The sequence below is a fragment of the Anoxybacillus ayderensis genome, assembly GCF_013761015.1.
Classification (GTDB): Bacteria; Bacillota; Bacilli; order Bacillales; family Anoxybacillaceae; genus Anoxybacillus; species Anoxybacillus ayderensis.
Map to the genome: position 1 here is coordinate 351205 of NZ_JACDUV010000001.1, position 18271 is coordinate 369475.

The 18271-nt window shown below is 42.1% G+C and carries 19 protein-coding genes and 1 other RNA gene; 16 read left to right on the top strand and 4 right to left on the bottom strand.

The window, feature by feature from the left end; all coding sequences use genetic code 11:
- Positions 1–16: 16 nt before the first annotated feature.
- From eno to HNR63_RS01810, 12 genes are all read left to right on the top strand, one after another.
- Positions 17–1312: a phosphopyruvate hydratase gene (gene eno / locus HNR63_RS01755; RefSeq protein ID WP_181519606.1), complete on the top strand. Its 1296-nt coding sequence runs from the start codon at positions 17–19 to the stop codon at positions 1310–1312.
- Positions 1313–1422: 110 nt separating this feature from the next.
- Positions 1423–1656, top strand: a complete 234-nt coding sequence (gene secG, locus HNR63_RS01760; RefSeq protein ID WP_009362284.1) for a preprotein translocase subunit SecG — start codon at positions 1423–1425, stop codon at positions 1654–1656.
- A 31-nt stretch (positions 1657–1687) separates the two neighbouring features.
- Entirely contained in the window at positions 1688–2446 is a 759-nt protein-coding gene (locus HNR63_RS01765; protein WP_220127362.1) for an alpha/beta hydrolase, read from the top strand.
- A 20-nt stretch (positions 2447–2466) separates the two neighbouring features.
- Complete coding sequence (rnr, locus tag HNR63_RS01770) at positions 2467–4746, top strand: ribonuclease R (RefSeq protein WP_181519608.1); 2280 nt, start codon at positions 2467–2469, stop codon at positions 4744–4746.
- Between the two features lie 78 nt (positions 4747–4824).
- Positions 4825–5289 carry an SsrA-binding protein SmpB gene (gene smpB / locus HNR63_RS01775; RefSeq protein ID WP_019417447.1) on the top strand — a complete coding sequence of 155 codons (465 nt, stop codon included), beginning with the start codon at positions 4825–4827 and terminating at the stop codon, positions 5287–5289.
- Between the two features lie 99 nt (positions 5290–5388).
- Positions 5389–5741, top strand: a transfer-messenger RNA (tmRNA) gene (gene ssrA / locus HNR63_RS01780).
- A gap of 169 nt (positions 5742–5910) precedes the next feature.
- Entirely contained in the window at positions 5911–6840 is a 930-nt protein-coding gene (locus tag HNR63_RS01785; protein ID WP_181519609.1) for an ABC transporter substrate-binding protein, read from the top strand.
- A 15-nt stretch (positions 6841–6855) separates the two neighbouring features.
- On the top strand, positions 6856–7884 hold the full coding sequence (locus tag HNR63_RS01790; RefSeq protein WP_021093678.1) for a FecCD family ABC transporter permease: 1029 nt from the start codon (positions 6856–6858) through the stop codon (positions 7882–7884).
- Positions 7871–8662 (top strand): ATP-binding cassette domain-containing protein, encoded by a 792-nt coding sequence (locus HNR63_RS01795; RefSeq protein ID WP_181519610.1) that lies wholly within the window; start codon positions 7871–7873, stop codon positions 8660–8662. The genes HNR63_RS01790 and HNR63_RS01795 overlap by 14 nt, the downstream gene beginning before the upstream one ends.
- Positions 8663–8678: 16 nt before the next feature.
- Positions 8679–9182, top strand: coding sequence for a HugZ family pyridoxamine 5'-phosphate oxidase (locus tag HNR63_RS01800; RefSeq protein ID WP_085787818.1), 504 nt, complete (start codon positions 8679–8681; stop codon positions 9180–9182).
- On the top strand, positions 9179–10231 hold the full coding sequence (locus HNR63_RS01805; protein WP_181519611.1) for a Surface layer protein: 1053 nt from the start codon (positions 9179–9181) through the stop codon (positions 10229–10231). Before HNR63_RS01800 ends, HNR63_RS01805 begins: the two co-directional genes overlap by 4 nt.
- Positions 10232–10247: 16 nt before the next feature.
- Positions 10248–10559, top strand: coding sequence for an antibiotic biosynthesis monooxygenase (locus HNR63_RS01810; protein ID WP_181519612.1), 312 nt, complete (start codon positions 10248–10250; stop codon positions 10557–10559).
- A 39-nt stretch (positions 10560–10598) separates the two neighbouring features.
- Here the strand turns inward: HNR63_RS01810 and HNR63_RS01815 are convergent, their stop codons facing one another.
- From HNR63_RS01815 to HNR63_RS01825, 3 genes are all read right to left on the bottom strand, one after another.
- Positions 10599–10772, bottom strand: coding sequence for a hypothetical protein (locus tag HNR63_RS01815; RefSeq protein WP_009362281.1), 174 nt, complete (start codon positions 10770–10772; stop codon positions 10599–10601).
- A 110-nt stretch (positions 10773–10882) separates the two neighbouring features.
- The gene (locus HNR63_RS01820; RefSeq protein ID WP_009362280.1) at positions 10883–11206 is read right to left on the bottom strand and encodes a spore coat protein; all 324 of its coding nucleotides are present in this window, start codon (positions 11204–11206) and stop codon (positions 10883–10885) included.
- 15 nt (positions 11207–11221) lie between these two features.
- The gene (locus HNR63_RS01825) at positions 11222–11473 is read right to left on the bottom strand and encodes a hypothetical protein (protein ID WP_009362279.1); all 252 of its coding nucleotides are present in this window, start codon (positions 11471–11473) and stop codon (positions 11222–11224) included.
- Between the two features lie 163 nt (positions 11474–11636).
- Here HNR63_RS01825 and HNR63_RS01830 point away from each other — a divergent pair, with 163 nt between their 5' ends.
- On the top strand, positions 11637–12554 hold the full coding sequence (locus tag HNR63_RS01830; protein WP_009362278.1) for a proline dehydrogenase family protein: 918 nt from the start codon (positions 11637–11639) through the stop codon (positions 12552–12554).
- Positions 12555–12573: 19 nt separating this feature from the next.
- Here the strand turns inward: HNR63_RS01830 and HNR63_RS01835 are convergent, their stop codons facing one another.
- On the bottom strand, positions 12574–12720 hold the full coding sequence (locus HNR63_RS01835) for a YuzL family protein (RefSeq protein ID WP_009362277.1): 147 nt from the start codon (positions 12718–12720) through the stop codon (positions 12574–12576).
- 147 nt (positions 12721–12867) lie between these two features.
- Between HNR63_RS01835 and HNR63_RS01840 the strand changes: the two genes are divergently transcribed.
- From HNR63_RS01840 to HNR63_RS01850, 3 genes are read left to right on the top strand one after another with little or no spacing between them, the layout of a single operon-like run.
- Positions 12868–15246, top strand: coding sequence for a 3-hydroxyacyl-CoA dehydrogenase/enoyl-CoA hydratase family protein (locus HNR63_RS01840; RefSeq protein WP_181519613.1), 2379 nt, complete (start codon positions 12868–12870; stop codon positions 15244–15246).
- Between the two features lie 12 nt (positions 15247–15258).
- Positions 15259–16431, top strand: coding sequence for an acetyl-CoA C-acetyltransferase (locus tag HNR63_RS01845; RefSeq protein WP_085787823.1), 1173 nt, complete (start codon positions 15259–15261; stop codon positions 16429–16431).
- A gap of 16 nt (positions 16432–16447) precedes the next feature.
- Positions 16448–18229: an acyl-CoA dehydrogenase family protein gene (locus HNR63_RS01850; protein WP_181519614.1), complete on the top strand. Its 1782-nt coding sequence runs from the start codon at positions 16448–16450 to the stop codon at positions 18227–18229.
- Positions 18230–18271 lie beyond the last annotated feature (42 nt).

Here is an 18271-nt window from a genome sequence, read left to right on the forward strand (position 1 = left end):
AAAGGAGAGACGAACGATGCCAACAATTATTGACATTTATGCTCGTGAAGTATTAGACTCTCGCGGAAATCCGACAGTAGAAGTAGAAGTATATACAGAATCTGGTGCATTTGGACGCGCGCTCGTTCCAAGCGGAGCATCAACAGGAGAATACGAAGCTGTTGAATTGCGCGATGGCGACAAAGGTCGTTACCTCGGTAAAGGGGTATTACAAGCGGTGAAAAACGTAAACGAAGTAATCGCGCCAGCGTTAATCGGTAGCTACGATGTAACAGAGCAAGTAGCGATTGACCGCGCATTAATCGCTTTAGATGGTACAGAAAACAAAGGAAAATTAGGTGCGAACGCCATTCTTGGCGTATCGATGGCTGTCGCGCGCGCAGCTGCTGATTACTTAGGTATTCCTTTATATCAATATTTAGGCGGATTTAACGCAAAAACATTGCCAGTGCCAATGATGAACATTTTAAATGGCGGTGCGCATGCAGATAACAACGTTGACATTCAAGAATTTATGATTATGCCAGTTGGCGCACCAAACTTCCGTGAAGCGCTTCGTATGGGTGCAGAAATTTTCCATAGCTTAAAATCTGTATTAAAAGCAAAAGGCTACAATACAGCGGTTGGTGATGAAGGTGGCTTCGCACCAAACTTAAAATCAAACGAAGAAGCGCTTGAAACAATTATTGAAGCGATCGAAAAAGCAGGATACAAACCAGGCACAGAAGTCATGCTTGCGATGGACGTTGCTTCTTCTGAACTTTACAACAAAGAAACAGGCAAATACCATTTAGAAGGCGAAGGCGTTGTAAAAACGTCTGAAGAAATGGTTGCTTGGTATGAAGAGCTTGTCAATAAATATCCGATCATCTCGATCGAAGACGGCTTAGATGAAAACGATTGGGCTGGTCATAAATTATTAACAGAGCGCCTTGGCAAAAAAGTTCAGCTTGTTGGTGACGACTTATTCGTAACAAATACGAAAAAATTAGCACAAGGTATTGAACAAGGCGTAGGCAACTCGATCTTAATTAAAGTGAACCAAATCGGTACGTTAACAGAAACATTTGAAGCAATTGAAATGGCAAAACGCGCAGGCTATACAGCAGTGATTTCTCACCGTTCTGGTGAAACAGAAGATAGCACAATCGCTGACATCGCGGTCGCAACGAACGCGGGTCAAATTAAAACAGGTGCTCCTTCACGCACAGACCGCGTGGCGAAATACAACCAATTGCTTCGCATTGAAGACCAATTAGGTGAAACAGCGGTGTACGAAGGAATGAAAACATTCTACAACTTGAAGAAGTAATAAGCGAAAGGATGCCTCATGTGGGCATCCTTTTGTCCGTTGTACAAATGAATGTTGTTATGTTAAAATAAAACTATTGTGATTGATGTGCGTCGTTGGAGGTGTAAAGTATGCATACGTTTCTTGTTACGTTGCTTGTTATTGTTTCGATCGGAATGATTGCAGTTGTTTTATTGCAATCCGGTCGAAGCGCAGGGCTTTCGGGTGCGATTACAGGCGGTGCTGAACAATTGTTCGGTAAACAGAAAGCACGCGGGATTGATGCGGTGTTGCACCGTGTGACTGTTGTTCTTGCCGTGTTGTTTTTCGTATTAACAGTAGCTGTCACTTATTTTGAACTGTAACAGCGGTCCAGCGATGCGGATCGCTTTTTTCATGGAGAAGGGAGGAATTGTTGTGAAGCTAGTTGCACCACAACCGTTTACGTTTGAAGCAGGTGAACGGGCAGTATTGTTATTGCACGGATTTACAGGAAACTCTGCCGACGTGCGCATGCTCGGTCGTTTTTTACAAGCGAAAGGATATACGTGTCATGCCCCGATTTACAAAGGACATGGTGTGCCGCCAGAAGAGCTTGTTCATACCGGTCCAGAAGATTGGTGGCAAGATGTGATGAACGCTTATGAATATTTAAAACAAACCCATGAAAAAATTGCTGTTGTTGGGTTATCGCTTGGCGGTGTGTTTTCGTTAAAACTTGGCTATACTGTTCCTGTCGTGGGCATCGTGCCGATGTGCGCCCCGATGTATATTAAAAGCGAGCAGACGATGTATGAAGGAGTTTTAGCGTACGCCCGCGAATATAAAAAGCGAGAAGGAAAAAGCGAGGAGCAAATCGAGCGAGAAATGATCGAGTTTGCGAAAACGCCGATGAAAACGCTGAAAGCACTACAACAACTGATCGCTGATGTGCGCGATCATCTCGATTATATTTATGCCCCTGTTTTTGTCGTGCAAGCGCGTCATGATGACATGATTAACCCAGATAGTGCAAATATTATTTATAACGGCGTCGAATCTCCCGTCAAACAAATCAAATGGTATGAGGAGTCGGGACACGTCATTACGCTTGATAAAGAAAAAGAACAACTGCACGAAGACATTTATGCATTTTTAGAATCATTAGATTGGTAATCCTCGAAAGGAGGAAGTACATGAAGGAAAAATTATTAGCGTTTATGCGCGATGAAGCGTATAAACCGCTTACGGTTCAAGAATTAGAAGAAGCGTTTCATATTACAGACGTCGCTGAGTTTAAAGAACTTGTCAAAACACTTGTGGCGTTAGAAGAAGAAGGGCTGATCGTTCGGACAAGAAGCAATCGCTACGGGCTACCTGAGAAAATGAACTTAATTCGCGGCAAAGTGACAGGTCATGCGAAAGGATTTGCGTTTGTCGTTCCAGAAGATTCAACGCTTGACGACATTTTTATTCCGCCATCAGAGTTGAAAAATGCGATGCACGGTGATACCGTTCTTGTGCGTGTCAACGGACAAGCAACGGGGGCGCGTCAAGAAGGAACGATTGTCCGCATTATTGAGCGTGGCATTACAGAAATTGTCGGCACATATACGGAAAGCAAAAACTTCGGCTTTGTCATTCCAGACGATAAAAAGATCGTAAACGATATTTTTATTCCGAAACATGCGGCAAACGGCGCAGTGGAAGGACATAAAGTTGTTGTCCGCCTCACGACGTATCCAGAAGGACGGATAAGCGCGGAAGGGGAAGTTATTAAAATTTTAGGACATAAAAACGATCCGGGGGTCGATATTTTATCGATCATTCATAAACATGGATTGCCGCTTCAATTCCCTGAGGACGTCCTTGAACATGCGAACAGCATTCCAGATACGATTTCTGAAGAAGATCTACAAGGACGGCGCGATTTGCGCAATGAAATGATTGTCACGATCGACGGGGAAGACGCAAAAGATTTAGACGATGCGGTGACCGTGACGAAATTAGAAAACGGAAACTACAAACTCGGCGTTCATATTGCCGATGTCAGCCATTACGTCACGGAAGGATCACCGATTGACCGTGAAGCATATGAGCGCGGAACAAGCGTTTATTTAGTTGACCGCGTCATTCCGATGATTCCGCATCGACTGTCAAACGGTATTTGTTCATTAAATCCGAAAGTCGATCGATTAACGTTATCGTGCGAGATGGAAATTAACGATCGTGGCGAAGTTGTTCACCATGAAATTTTCCAAAGCGTCATTCGCACGACAGAGAGAATGACGTATTCGGATGTGAACCGCATTCTCGTTGATAAAGACGAGGCGCTTCGAGAAAAGTACGCTTCACTTGTGTCGATGTTTGAGTTAATGGCAGAGTTAGCCGATATTTTACGAAATAAACGAATGAAACGCGGTGCCATTGATTTTGACTTTAAAGAAGCGAAAGTGCTCGTCGATGAAAACGGCAAGCCGTATGACGTCGTGTTGCGTGAGCGTTCTGTTGCGGAGCGATTAATTGAGGAATTTATGCTCGCGGCAAATGAAACGATTGCCGAACATTTTCATTGGATGAACGTTCCATTTATTTACCGCGTACATGAAGATCCGAAACCAGAAAAATTACAGCGCTTTTTAGAGTTTATTACGAATTTCGGCTATATTGTCAAAGGAACAGGAAACCAAATTCATCCTCGTGCCTTACAAGAAGTGTTAGAAGCGGTGCGTGGCGAGCCGGAAGAAATGGTCGTTTCGACCGTTATGCTTCGCTCGATGAAGCAAGCGCGCTATGACGCCGAAAGTCTCGGTCACTACGGATTATCTACCGAATTTTATACGCATTTCACGTCACCAATTCGTCGCTATCCAGACTTAATCGTTCATCGCCTTATTCGCACATACTTAATTAACGGGCAAATCGACGAACAAACGCAACAAAAATGGGCGGAGAAGCTTCCAGAAATTGCGGAACATACGTCGAATATGGAGCGCCGTGCCGTCGAAGCAGAGCGTGAGACAGATGACTTGAAGAAAACCGAGTTTATGGAAGATAAAATCGGCATGGAGTTTGACGGCATTATTAGTTCCGTGACGAATTTTGGTTTGTTTGTCGAACTGCCGAATACAGTCGAAGGGCTTGTGCATGTCAGCTATTTAACAGATGATTATTATCATTACGATGAGCAACATTATGCGATGATTGGTGAGCGAACGGGGAAAGTATATCGCATTGGCGATCAAATTACGGTGCGGGTCATTAATGTGAATAAAGAGGAGCGCATTGTCGACTTTGAAATTGTCGGCATGAAAGGTCGGAAAAACAAACAACCAAAAGCAGCTCCTGTCGTCATTGAAGGAAAACGGAAAAAGAAAAAAGAAGAAGAGCCATGGCCAACGAAAAAAACGAAGAAAAAGAAAAAGTTTTATGAAGATATACCAAACATGAAAAAGAAGAAAAAGAAAAAACGATAAGAAAAGCCTCGTCAGTAGAGGCTTTTCCTTTCTTATCATTTTTGTTAAAATATTCGTTGTCTGAAGGGAGGGAAACAAATGCCAAAAGGGGAAGGAAAGCTCATTGCTCAAAATAAAAAAGCGCATCACGATTATTTTATCGAAGAAACGTACGAAGCAGGACTTGTGTTGCAAGGAACGGAAATTAAGTCGATTCGCGCTGGAAAAGTGAATTTGAAAGATTCATTCGCAAAAGTGGAAAAAGGTGAAGTGTTTTTGCATAATATGCATATTAGTCCGTACGAACAAGGCAATCGCTACAATCACGATCCGTTGCGGACGCGCAAATTATTGCTTCACCGCCGTGAAATTAATAAGCTTATCGGTTATACGAAAGAGCAAGGCTATACGCTTGTTCCGTTAAAACTATACATGAAAGATGGCTTTGCGAAATTGTTATTAGGCGTCGGAAAAGGAAAGAAAAAATACGACAAACGGGAAGATATGAAAAAGAAAGAAGCGCAACGTGAAGTGGAACGTGCATTTCGTGAACGTCAGAAATAATCCAAGAAGTTACAATTGCAAATGAGCGAGAATGTGCTATAATAAATGATGTCAGCCAGTTATAAAAGCTTAAGCTTCCTTCGTACGTTTCTCTTATACGGGGACGTTACGGATTCGACAGGGGTAGATCGAGCTTAAGCTGCGAGCCGAGGGGATCGTCCTCGTAAAAACGTCACTTAAAGATAACTGGCAAAGAAAACTACGCTTTAGCTGCTTAATTAACGCGGCTAACTCCTACCGCCATCGCCCATGTGGCGGCCTAGGGGTTCATACCAAGTGGGCTACGCCTAAGTCCGCCGTCTGAGGACGAGGGAAGAGACGAATCAGACTAGCTGCTCGGATGCCTGTCGGTAGGCGGAAGAAGCGGCGAAATAAAAATATACCGACTACGCTCGTAGACGCTTAAGTGGCGATATCTCTGGACGTGGGTTCGACTCCCACCGTCTCCATACTTAGTAAAGAGGAAAACGACTGCGTTGGCGGTCGTTTTTTATTTTGGGTATGTTTCTACCGTTCATAACTTTTTTATATACGAAAAAAACTAATTGACAAAGATTATCAATATCGATTATTATGTTATTTGTAAATGATAATGATAATCATTAGAAAGGAGAAAGGGAAATGAGGAAATTATTTTCTTATGTCCTGTCTTTATGTTTGCTTGTCGGGTTGTTTGCTTTCAACGGTGGGACGGCTGAAGCATCGACCGAGTTAACCATTAAAGATTTAGCCGGGCGAACAGTGACGTTTGATCGTACACCCGAGCGTGTTGTTGTATTAAGTCCGGGGGATTTACATACGCTTCAAGCGCTTGGTGTAAAAGTCGTAGGGCGACCGACTTCTGCTACACCTGTGGATGCAAGTTTACAATCTGTTCCGCAAGTGGGAAACATTCATCAACCAAACTTCGAAAAAATCGTTAGTTTACAGCCGGATGTAGTGATTGCAGGGGCATCTTTTTTAGGGCATATTCAAAAAGCACAATCATTGGGATTGAAAGTCGTTATCACTTCTGGTAGCTCCGTGGATGATATTAAGTCGTCTATTACGCTACTAGGAAAATTGTTTAACAAAACACAAAAAGCGAAAGTGTTAGTTGGAAAGATTGATAGTAAAGTAAAAAAATATAGTAAAACGAAAACAAAAGTGCGTGCGGTTATTTTATTCGGTTCAGGGGCTAGTTCCCTTGTCGCTTTACCGACATCATTTTCCGGTGATGTATTAGCGAAAGCTGGTGGGGAAAATATTGCAGCAAGCTTTTCGCAACTGAAAGACTATCCTGGATACGCTAATTTAAGTACGGAACGCATTATCGCGAGCAATCCAGATGTGATTTTCATCATTACACATGCGAACCATGCTGAAACAAAAAAAGCAATGATTAAGTTAATGTCAACAAGTTCATGGCGCAACTTGAAAGCAGTGAAAAATAAAAACGTCATCTTTTTACCAAGTGAACTGTTTGCCGCAAGCCCTGGAGTGAAAATTACAGACGCATTAGATCATATGAATAAAGAGTTATTAAAAGTGAGAGCAAAAATGAAAAAGTAATAGATGAGGGATAACATGACTGTTAGTGACACACAGGAAAGAAAACATCCTTATACAAAAAGAAGAATATGGACGTTCGTTTTTCTTCTCATCTCTATTGTATTTGTATGCTTATATTCGATCGTTACAGGAAGTGTAAAGTTGCAATTGCATGAAGTTTGGGAAGGGCTTACAGGGGAAAAGGATTCGATGTTTTATACGATCGTATGGGACTTACGATTGCCTAGAACGATCGTTGGCTTAATTGTAGGCATGTGTTTAGCTGTTTCGGGAACGATTATGCAAGGGGTAATGAAAAATCCACTTGCTGACCCTGGTATTATCGGTGTATCGTCAGGAGCGGCGTTAATGGCAGTCATTATTACGATTGTACTGCCGCAATATATCATTTTGTTGCCGTTGGCAGCGTTTATCGGAGGATTTGTCACAGCGATGCTTATTTACGCTTTAGCGTGGCAAGGTGGTTCATCTATTGCAAGAATTATTTTAGTCGGTGTTGCTATTAACGCCATTATCGGTGCGACGATGAGCGCGATTATGTTGTTGTATAGCGATCGCGTGCAAGCGGTTCTTCCTTGGATGGCAGGCGTCATTTCAGGGGCGACGATGGAGCAGGCAAAATTGTTAGTGCTTTATAGCATCCCAGGATTGATTTTGTCGCTTCTTGCTATTCGGCACATTCGCATTCTCCATTTAGGAGATGAGATGGCGAAACTGTTAGGGCATCATGTGGAACGTTCTCGATTCTTTTTAATTGTCATTAGTACATTTTTAACAGGTATTGCGGTCAGTGTTTCTGGATTAATCGGTTTCATTGGTCTTGTCGTTCCACACATGATTCGACTTATTGTTGGAAGCGATGATCGTTTTGTGTTGCCGTTATCAGCACTAGGGGGCGGGGTGTTTCTTGTGTTTGCTGATACGATTGCGCGCAGTTGGTTTGATCCGATTGAATTGCCAGTCGGGTTGTTGCTTTCATTTTTAGGTGGACCGTTTTTCTTATATATTCTCCATAAAAGGGGGAATGTGCGTGCTTTCGGCTAAACATATTACGTATCAACACTCGGAGCATTTTTCAATTGAAGATGTTCATATTGACATTCAAAAAGGAGAAATTGTCAGCTTGATTGGCCCGAACGGTTCAGGAAAATCGACGCTCCTTCGTCTCCTTTCACATGTGTTAAAGCCAATCGGCGGAACTGTTTTACTAGATAGAAGTGAAATTCATACGTTAAGTCGTAAGGCTATCGCTAAAAAAATGGCGATGTTGCCTCAAACGAACAATCATCAATTAGATATGACGGTTCGAGAACTTGTCGAGTTTGGTCGAAACCCTCATAAAGGTTGGTTTCAATCGTTAAATGACGAAGATGAAAAAGTGATTCGTTGGGCATTAGAAATGACAAATTTGCAATCGTATGAATACCGATTTTTACACTCTTTGTCTGGTGGAGAGCGTCAACGTGCATGGATTGCGATGGCGTTGGCACAAAGGCCTGAAGTGTTGTTGCTTGATGAACCGACAACATATTTAGATATTTCCCATCAATTAGAAGTGATGGAACTCATTCAAATGTTGAATGACCAATTAGGCATGACAGTCGTTATGGTTTTACATGACATTAATCAAGCGGCACAATACAGCGATCGAATGATTGTGATGAAAGACGGGAAGATTCAATATGATGATCGCACACAATGTGTGATTTGCAAACAAATGTTTCAAGATATATTCGGTATTGATGTCGACATCCGTTATGAAGGGGATAAGCCATTTTTTATTCCTATCCGAAAAACGTGTCACATTCCATGCTTAACGTAGAAAAGGTGAGAAAACGTTGGAAGAGAAAAAAAGAGAGCGTTATGTGCAATTTGTGAAACAATGTAAAACAATGATGATCAGTACAATAAATGACCATGGTGAGCCGTTTATTAGTTATGCCCCCTTTGTGATAGACGAAAGTCATTTTTACATTTTTATTAGCCGAACGGCTGAACATTTTCAATATATGGAACGTAATGAGCGAGTTTCGGTATTGTTGATTGCTGATGAAGCAACATCAACCAATTTGTTTGCACGAGAGCGCGTTCGATTCACGTGTAAGCCAACGCACATTGGTAACAACGGAAATGATCATATTTTTGCTAAGTTTGAGGACATTCACGGCAAACCGATGATTCGTTTATTGCGAAGTATTGATTTTTCGCTTTTTCAACTTACTCCAATGGAGGGACGTTACGTTGTTGGTTTTGGGCAAGCGTTTGATGTCGATTTAAATGGTGAACGATTTACGCATGTAATTGTTGATAAAAATGAGGAAGGGAGACTTGAGGGGCAATGAGTACGAAAAAAATTATAAATATGACGGTCATCGGTTTTATCATGTTCAGTTTGCTTCTTTCTTTTCAACCGATTGTTTCAGAAGCGAAAACGAATGTGGCTACCATCGTCAATGAAGCGAAAGCGCAAATGAAAAAAGCCCATACAACGTATACAGCGTATGTTCAAAAAACAGGGAGCATCCCGCCACATGCGACCGTTTTAGCTGAGTATAAAAAGGCCCATCAGTTATATGTACAAGCGAAACAAGCTGTTCAAAAGTCTGCTGGGAAAGAGAAAAAGAAATATGTTAGTGAGTTAGATGGTGCGTATAAAACGTATATGGCTAAACGAGTCATTCCGTATTTGAATGCGTCTGTTGTATTTGAAGGATCTAAAAAGATGAGAACGGCTTTGGAGCAAGCAATTGTTGATGAAGATATGGATGCGTTGCGAGTAGCGCATAAACAGTTGCAAGTATACGTGCAAAATCGTCAGCTTCGTGTATATAACAACGTGTCCGAAGCGAATGTTCGAAAACTGCTTTTAGAAGAATTTTCAAAAAGTAAGGCGCTCTATGATAAATATGCAAATGATGTGAAGGTGTACGAGCAACTATTAAAAGCGAATGAATACCTCGAAGATGGGAAGCTCGCTGAAGCGAAAAAAGTGCTTGATGCAGTCAATGCATTATTATCAAAGCTATCGGATACGTTCCGGGCAGATTTGACAAATGAATATAACAACTTATCCGAAGTGTATAACGATTTAATTACGCCTCCTGTAGCCGAGCTAGATTATGTAGAAGCAACGAACGGTGCGCTTACGTTATATTTTGATATTCCTGTTTCTTCATTAAACGCAGCAAATATGAAAATAACGGTCGCGATTAATAAAGGGGAAGAGCAAGTTGTCCAACCGGCAACGATTACGTTAAGTGAAGACCGAACAGTAGCTACCATTGTAGTTCCGACGATCTCGGAAAAAGATGAAGAGCAGTCTGTTGTATATGCAGTTGAGTATGCAGGGAAAAAAGTAACTGCTGATCCTTTCGTAATTTCAAAAAAATAAAAGGGAGAGATGACACATGTACGTTGTTACAAATGCGATTCGTGTAAAAAAAGGATATGCTTCACAACTTGTTGAGCGATTTAAAGAAAGAAAAGGTATCGAACAATCACCTGGGTTTATTCGTTTAGAATTGCATGTGACGCAAGGGCTTGAAGATTATGATGAAGTACGTGTATGCACTACGTGGGAGAACAAACAATCGTTCGAGGCTTGGACGCAAAGTGAGGCATTTCGTAAAGCGCATGAGCAAAAAGCAAAAGATCGTCCTGACTATGTGCTTGGAAACGAAATGTTTTCATATGAAGTTGCCCTTTCTTTTCAAGTATAGAAAAAAGCTAGGGAGCTAGTGCTCCTTAGCTTTTTACGCTTAATAGTACCATCCGCCGCCATATGGGTAAAACGGATATGGACGTGGTGGGTAGTAATATGGGCGTGGTGGATAAAACGGATAAGGCGTTAATGCGCTACCAAGTAATCCACCTAAAAAGCCTCCGAAAAACGGTGCACCAAAAAAGCCGAAAAACGGTCTGCGACCATACATTGAGCATTCCCTCCCTATACATTCTTCATTACATTGATAATGTATGCAGGGCATTTGTCCAATGGTTGGGCGCATGACAAAAACCGACTGCCTAAGCAGCCGGTCTTTTGTTATTGCATCATATTGTTGTATGGGAATTGGCTCGCGTATCCTTGAAATTGTTGATATGATTGTTGCAATTTTTGTTGGTCTGCTTGTTCAAGCGCATACCAACCTTTTTTAAACATTAAGTTGTACAATTCACGTTGGCAATTTTGTGTTTCGGTAAACATATGCAAAATTTCATCATACAAATGTTGATGGCTTGCTTCGTTTAAAAATGTACAATAACTATCCGTCATATATTTTTCGGTTGATAACATATCATTAATAAAATCGCGATCGTTCATTTGTGGTGTTTTCGGAATTTGTGTTTCAGTATTTTGCACTTTCATGTCGTTATGTCCTCCTTATTGCATGTGTGCGGATGGCTGTAATTGATGTAACAATTGTTGATAATGGCGTTGATGCATTTGTCCGACGCGCTCAATCGCTTGTTTAATTTCTTGATCTTGGCATTGAGAAGCAAAAAAATGAGCTTTTTTCATCGCAAGCAAATTCCATGATAAGGCATCCGTTAAATAAAGGGCGTCTTTCGTTGAAATCATTTCAGGTGGTTGAGCCATCATCGCATGTTGTTGAGTGTTCATTTGTTGTTGCATGATCATCCCTCCATGTAAAATCATGTTCGACTGTATATTGCCCACGTGCCGTATAGTTATACGTATGTAGACAAAAAATACGACTATTCGACAAAAACATATTCAAGTGATTGAAAACGTGTTACAATACGGGTGGATGCGCTTGCAAAGGGGGTAAACAACAATGGAACAATTAATGCGCGACTTTTTCTTATTTTTATCAAAAAATAAAACGTTAACAAAATTGGCAAAGCGGTACGGTCTTCGTTTCGGTGCGTCGCGTTTTGTAGCGGGGGAAACGATTGAACGTGCAGTAGACGTGATTAAAGAACTCAATCGTAAAGGGCTAGCGGTCACGATCGACTACTTAGGGGAATTTGTTGATAATGAACAAGAAGCAAATGAAATGGCGAACCATTCGATTGAGGCGATTCGTGCGATTGGTGAAAATAAATTAAATTCACAACTATCACTAAAAATGACATCGATGGGATTGGATATTTCCGATGAGCTTGTGATGAAAAATATGCGTCGCATTTTAGATGAAGCAAAAGCCCATGGTGTATTTGTGACAATTGATATGGAAGACTATTCTCGTTGCCAAAAAACGATCGATATTTTTAAGCAGCTGAAAAAAGAGTATGACAATGTCGGAACGGTATTGCAAGCATATTTGTATCGCACGGAAAAAGATATTGAAGATTTAAATGCGTATCATCCAAATTTGCGCCTTGTGAAAGGGGCGTATAAAGAGTCACCAGAAGTGGCTTTTCCAGATAAAAAAGATGTAGATGAAAACTTTAAAAAGATTATTAAAATGCATTTATTAAATGGCAACTACACAGCTGTTGCGACACACGATGATGCGATTATCGAATATACGAAACAGCTCGTGAAAGAACATAACATTCCAAACGATCAATTTGAATTTCAAATGTTATACGGCATTCGCCCGGAGCGACAAGAACAATTAGTGCGCGAAGGATATACGATGCGCGTCTACGTTCCATACGGAACCGATTGGTACGGCTACTTTATGCGTCGTTTAGCGGAACGCCCAGCAAATGTGGCATTTGTGTTAAAAGGGATATTAAAGAAATAAAGGTGGGCGCATCCCACCTTTATTCATTCCCCATATTTTCTTTTCCATATTGTTGATTTTGGCTCGTCTTTTTTCCGCCACCATCACGTTCCACTGTTGGTCCTGCATTTCCTTTTACGCTTGCAGCACTTACACCTGCTTTCGATGGGTGTTTTTTCATTTTCATCGCCATTCACCTCCTTTCGTATCATTTCCTAAATCGTTGACAAAATTCGTTACATTTATTTGTTGCGAAAATTTGAAATATAATTTATATTTAAGATAAAGGAAAAATGAATGACCATTCATTCAATCGGGATAAGGGGGAAGGAGAATGCGAATTAAAAAAGCAGCTGTTCTCGGTTCCGGTGTCATGGGATCGGGGATTGCGGCACATTTAGCAAACGTCGGCATTCCGACATTGTTGTTAGACATCGTACCGAAAGAGTTGACAGCCGAAGAAAAAGCAAAAGGGTGGACGCTTGAACATAAACAAGTACGCAATCGCATTGTCAATCAAGCGGTCGAACGTTTACTGAAGCAAAAGCCAGCACCGCTCATGTCGAAAGAAAATTTAGCGTTCATTGAAGTCGGCAACTTTGAAGACGATTTTCACCGTTTATCAGAATGTGACTGGATTATTGAAGTCGTTGTTGAGCGGCTTGATGTGAAAAAAAGTGTGTTTGAAAAAGTGGATGAAGTAAGAAAACAAGGAAGTATTGTCAGCTCGAACACATCTGGCATTTCCATTGAAGCAATGGCGGAAGGACGCTCGGACGATTTTAAAAAGCATTTTTTAGGCACGCACTTTTTCAATCCGCCACGCTATTTAAAACTACTAGAAGTCATTCCGACAAAGCATACCGATCCATCGGTTGTTGCGTTTATGAAACAATTTGGTGAAAACGTGCTCGGAAAAGGAGTCGTTCTTGCGAAAGATACGCCAAACTTTATTGCCAATCGGATCGGAACGTACGGCTTGCTTGTCACTGTGCGCGAAATGATGAAAGGTGGCTATAGCGTAGGTGAAGTCGATTCTGTGACAGGTCCGTTAATTGGCCGCCCAAAAAGTGCAACGTTTCGCACGCTTGATGTTGTTGGGTTAGATACGTTTATTCATGTGGCCAACAATGTGTTTGAAAAAGTAGAAGGTGAAGAAAAAGAAGTATTTACTGTTCCATCTTTTATGAAAACAATGGTGGAAAAAGGGTGGCTTGGCAGCAAATCTGGTCAAGGATTTTTCTACAAGAAAGGAAAAGACATTTTTGAATTAAATTACGAAACGCTTGAGTATGAACCGACGAAAAAATTAAAGGCACCGTCTGTTGAAATGAGCAAGCAGGCAAAAGGGACAGCGAATAAATTGAAAGCGCTTGTATATGCGAACGATCGCGCAGGACAATTGCTTTGGAACATTTTAAGCCCAACGTTATTATATTCGGCTCAACTGCTTGGAGAAATTGCAGATGACATCGTAGCGATTGACCGTGCGATGAAATGGGGCTTTGGCTGGGAGCTCGGTCCTTTTGAAACGTGGGATGCAATCGGCGTGAAGCAGTCTGTTGAAAAAATGAAAGCGGAAGGTCGCCAAGTCCCATCGTGGGTAGAACAAATGTTGGCAAGCGGACATGAAACGTTTTATAAACACGAACATGGCCGAGTATCATATTACGACCGTGGGCAATATAAACCGGTTGAAGAAAACGAAAAAGTCATCCATATTCAGCGCTTAAAAGAACAAAAAGGGGTCATTAAGAAAAATAGTGGTGCAAGCTTGATCGACCTCGGTGACGATGTGGCGTTACTTGAGTTTCATTCACCAAACAATGCGATCGGTTTTGATATTGTTCAAATGATTAACTATGCGTTAGAAGAAGTTGACCGCAACTATAAAGGACTTGTTATCGGAAATCAAGGAAAAAACTTCTGCGTCGGTGCAAACCTTGCGATGATTTTAATGGAAGCGCAAGATGACAACTATTTCGAAATTGAAATGGTCGTTCGTCAATTCCAACAAGCGATGATGAATATTAAATATAGCGCAAAACCGGTTGTCGTGGCGCCATTTGCGATGACGCTTGGCGGTGGAACGGAAATTTGCTTGCCAGCTTCACGCATTCAAGCATCTGCTGAAACGTATATGGGACTTGTCGAAGTCGGTGTCGGTCTCATTCCGGGTGGCGGTGGAAATAAAGAGCTGTATATTAAACATTTGAGCGGCATGCCGAACGGTGTGGAGTTTGATCTACAAAAAGTTGCAAATAAAGTGTTTGAAACCATTGCGATGGCGAAAGTATCAACATCTGCCGCGGAAGCGCGTGAATTGAATTTCTTAAATGCACAAGATGGCATTTCGATCAATGGCGATCATCTCATTCATGACGCAAAACAAGCGGTGTTAGCGTTATATGAGAGCGGATACAAACCACCGGTGCGCAAAAAAATTCCAGTTGTCGGGGAAACAGGCTATGCGACGTTGTTGCTCGGTGCGCAAGGAATGTATCATTCCGGCTACATCTCAGAGCACGATTTAAAAATTGCGAAAAAACTTGCTTACGTTATTGCTGGTGGCAGCGTACCGTACGGAACAGAAGTGGACGAACAATATTTGCTTGATTTAGAGCGCGAAGCATTTTTAAGCCTTGTCGGCGAGCCGAAAACACAAGCGCGCATGCAACATATGCTTGTGAAAGGGAAACCGTTAAGAAACTAAGGGGGGATTGACGTGAAAGAAGCGGTCATCGTTGCCGGAGCGCGTACGCCTGTCGGCAAAGCGAAAAAAGGGACGTTAGCTAACGTCCGACCAGATGATTTAGGGGCGATCGTTGTCAAAGAAACGTTGAAACGGGCAGGAAACTATGAAGGAAACATTGATGATCTCATTATCGGATGCGCTATGCCAGAAGCGGAACAAGGGCTAAATATAGCGCGCAACATTGGGGCGCTTGCTGGCTTGCCATATACGGTGCCAGCGATCACGATTAACCGTTACTGTTCATCTGGATTACAAGCGATTGCATATGCTGCTGAAAGAATTATGCTCGGGCACGCGGATACAATTATTGCTGGCGGGGTAGAGTCGATGAGCATGGTTCCAATGATGGGCCATGTCGTACGTCCGAACGTGAAGCTCGCAGAAAACGCGCCAGAGTATTACATGTCGATGGGGCATACAGCCGAGCAAGTAGCGATGAAGTACGGTGTGACTCGAGAAGACCAAGATGCGTTTGCCGTTCGTAGCCATCAAAAAGCGGCAAAGGCAATTGCGGAAGGAAAATTTGTCGATGAAATTGTGCCAGTCGATGTGACTGTTCGTCATATTGAAAATAATAAATTAGTAGAGAAAAAGATAACATTTAGTCAAGATGAAGGGGTTCGCCCAGATACAAATATGGAAACACTTGCGAAATTGCGTCCTGCCTTTTCGGTAAACGGAACAGTAACGGCGGGAAACGCTTCGCAAACGAGTGACGGAGCAGCTGCGGTGATGGTCATGGATCACGAAAAAGCGAAAGCGCTCGGTTTACAACCACTCGGTAAATTTCGCTCGTTTGCAGTCGCAGGTGTTCCACCAGAAGTGATGGGCATCGGTCCGATTGCGGCGATTCCAAAAGCGCTTAAGCTTGCGGGACTTGAGCTTTCTGACATTGGCTTAATCGAATTAAATGAAGCGTTCGCATCACAAGCGATTCAAGTCATTCGAGAACTCGGATTAGATGAAGAAAAGGTAAATGTGAACGGAGGAGCGATTGCTCTCGGTCATCCGCTCGGTTGCACCGGAGCGAAGTTAACGTTGACACTTTTACATGAAATGCGTCGTCGCAACGAGCAATTTGGTATTGTCACGATGTGTATTGGTGGCGGCATGGGTGCTGCTGGCGTATTTGAATTATTATAAGAGGGGGAATAAACAAATGGAAAAAGCATTACAAATTGCGCAAGGTGGTAGCTTTTTAATTGAAGATATATCGCCAAATCAAGTGTTCACACCAGAAGATTTTACAGATGAACAAAAAATGATTGCGAAAACGACAGAAGAATTTGTCGTTAATGAAGTGTTGCCACAACTTGAGCATTTAGAAAATCATGAGTTTGATCGCTCAGTTGCTCTTTTAAAACAAGCAGGCGAACTCGGATTACTTGGCGCAGATGTGCCAGAAGAATACGGCGGTTTGAGCTTAGATAAAATTAGCTCGGCATTAATTGCTGAAAAAATGGCGCGCGCTGGTGGTTTCTCGATTTCGCACGGTGCGCACGTCGGAATCGGTTCGCTTCCAATCGTCTTGTTCGGAACAGAAGAGCAAAAACAAAAATATTTACCAGCGCTTGCGACAGGCGAAAAAATTGCTGCTTATGCGTTAACTGAGCCAGGTTCGGGTTCGGATGCGCTCGGTGCAAAAACGACAGCAAAACTCAATGCGGAAGGTACGCATTACATTTTAAATGGAGAAAAGCAGTGGATTACAAACGCTGGATTTGCTGATGTGTTCGTTGTGTACGCAAAAGTAGACGGTGAACACTTTACAGCATTTATCGTTGAGCGCGAATTCCCAGGCGTATCGACAGGCGCAGAAGAGAAGAAAATGGGCATTAAAAGCTCATCGACGCGCACATTAATTTTACAAGATGCCCTCGTTCCGAAAGAAAATGTACTTGGCGAAATTGGAAAAGGTCACGTCATTGCGTTTAACATTTTAAATATCGGCCGTTATAAACTTGGTGTTGGTGCTGTCGGTGGAGCAAAACGTGCGCTTGAAGTGACGATTCAATATGCAAATCAACGTCAACAGTTTAAAACGCCAATTTCGAAGTTTTCGTTAACACAAGAAAAATTAGCAACAATGGCATCGAAATTGTATGCAGCTGAAAGTTCCGTTTATCGCACAGTCGGTTTATTTGAAGCGCGCATGGGACAATTAACAGATGAACAAGCAAAAGACGGAAAAGAAACAGCAAAAGCGATCGCCGAATATGCGATTGAATGTTCGTTAAATAAAGTGTTTGCGACAGAAATGCTCGATTACATCGTAGATGAAGGCGTACAAATTCACGGTGGTTATGGTTTCATGCAAGAATACGAAATTGAGCGCATGTATCGCGATTCGCGCATTAATCGTATTTTCGAAGGAACGAACGAAATTAACCGCCTCCTTGTGCCAGGTATGTATTTGCGTAAGGCGATGAAAGGCGAATTGCCACTTTTACAAAAAGCACAACAACTGCAAGAAGAGTTAATGATGCTTATGCCTGAAGAAGTAGGCGATGGCGTGCTTGAACAAGAAAAATATCTTGTTCGCAACGCGAAAAAAATTGCTTTAATGATCGCAGGATTAGCGGCTCAAAAATTCGGTCCGAAACTTGAAAAAGAACAAGAAGTGCTTGTAAATATTGCAGATATTGTTAGCAACGTGTATGCGATGGAGTCAGCACTATTGCGTACGGAAAAAGCAATTGCGCAATCTGGGGTTGAGAAAAATAAACAAAAAGTATTGTATACACAAATTTTCTGCCAAGAGGCGTTTAACGAAATTGAAGCGCATGCGAAAGAAACGATCGTTGCTGTGGAACATGGGGACATGTTGCGCATGATGCTATCGGCGTTGCGGAAATTAACGCGCCATACGCCAATCAACGTCATTGCGAAAAAACGTGAAGCGGCAGCAGCGTTAATTGAAGCAGAGCGATATGTTGTGTAATAATGGAAGTACCAGACACATCGTCTGGTACTTTCGCTTTGT

What these genes read in the sequence shown, in the direction of transcription:
- eno (WP_181519606.1), top strand. Translation starts at nt 17, where the DNA reads ATGCCAACAATTATTGACATTTATGCTCGTGAAGTATTAGACTCTCGC.
- secG (WP_009362284.1), top strand. Translation starts at nt 1,423, where the DNA reads ATGCATACGTTTCTTGTTACGTTGCTTGTTATTGTTTCGATCGGAATG.
- HNR63_RS01765 (WP_220127362.1), top strand. Translation starts at nt 1,688, where the DNA reads ATGGAGAAGGGAGGAATTGTTGTGAAGCTAGTTGCACCACAACCGTTT.
- rnr (WP_181519608.1), top strand. Translation starts at nt 2,467, where the DNA reads ATGAAGGAAAAATTATTAGCGTTTATGCGCGATGAAGCGTATAAACCG.
- smpB (WP_019417447.1), top strand. Translation starts at nt 4,825, where the DNA reads ATGCCAAAAGGGGAAGGAAAGCTCATTGCTCAAAATAAAAAAGCGCAT.
- HNR63_RS01785 (WP_181519609.1), top strand. Translation starts at nt 5,911, where the DNA reads ATGAGGAAATTATTTTCTTATGTCCTGTCTTTATGTTTGCTTGTCGGG.
- HNR63_RS01790 (WP_021093678.1), top strand. Translation starts at nt 6,856, where the DNA reads ATGACTGTTAGTGACACACAGGAAAGAAAACATCCTTATACAAAAAGA.
- HNR63_RS01805 (WP_181519611.1), top strand. Translation starts at nt 9,179, where the DNA reads ATGAGTACGAAAAAAATTATAAATATGACGGTCATCGGTTTTATCATG.
- HNR63_RS01810 (WP_181519612.1), top strand. Translation starts at nt 10,248, where the DNA reads ATGTACGTTGTTACAAATGCGATTCGTGTAAAAAAAGGATATGCTTCA.
- HNR63_RS01815 (WP_009362281.1), bottom strand. Translation starts at nt 10,772, where the DNA reads ATGTATGGTCGCAGACCGTTTTTCGGCTTTTTTGGTGCACCGTTTTTC.
- HNR63_RS01820 (WP_009362280.1), bottom strand. Translation starts at nt 11,206, where the DNA reads ATGAAAGTGCAAAATACTGAAACACAAATTCCGAAAACACCACAAATG.
- HNR63_RS01825 (WP_009362279.1), bottom strand. Translation starts at nt 11,473, where the DNA reads ATGCAACAACAAATGAACACTCAACAACATGCGATGATGGCTCAACCA.
- HNR63_RS01830 (WP_009362278.1), top strand. Translation starts at nt 11,637, where the DNA reads ATGGAACAATTAATGCGCGACTTTTTCTTATTTTTATCAAAAAATAAA.
- HNR63_RS01835 (WP_009362277.1), bottom strand. Translation starts at nt 12,720, where the DNA reads ATGAAAATGAAAAAACACCCATCGAAAGCAGGTGTAAGTGCTGCAAGC.
- HNR63_RS01840 (WP_181519613.1), top strand. Translation starts at nt 12,868, where the DNA reads ATGCGAATTAAAAAAGCAGCTGTTCTCGGTTCCGGTGTCATGGGATCG.
- HNR63_RS01850 (WP_181519614.1), top strand. Translation starts at nt 16,448, where the DNA reads ATGGAAAAAGCATTACAAATTGCGCAAGGTGGTAGCTTTTTAATTGAA.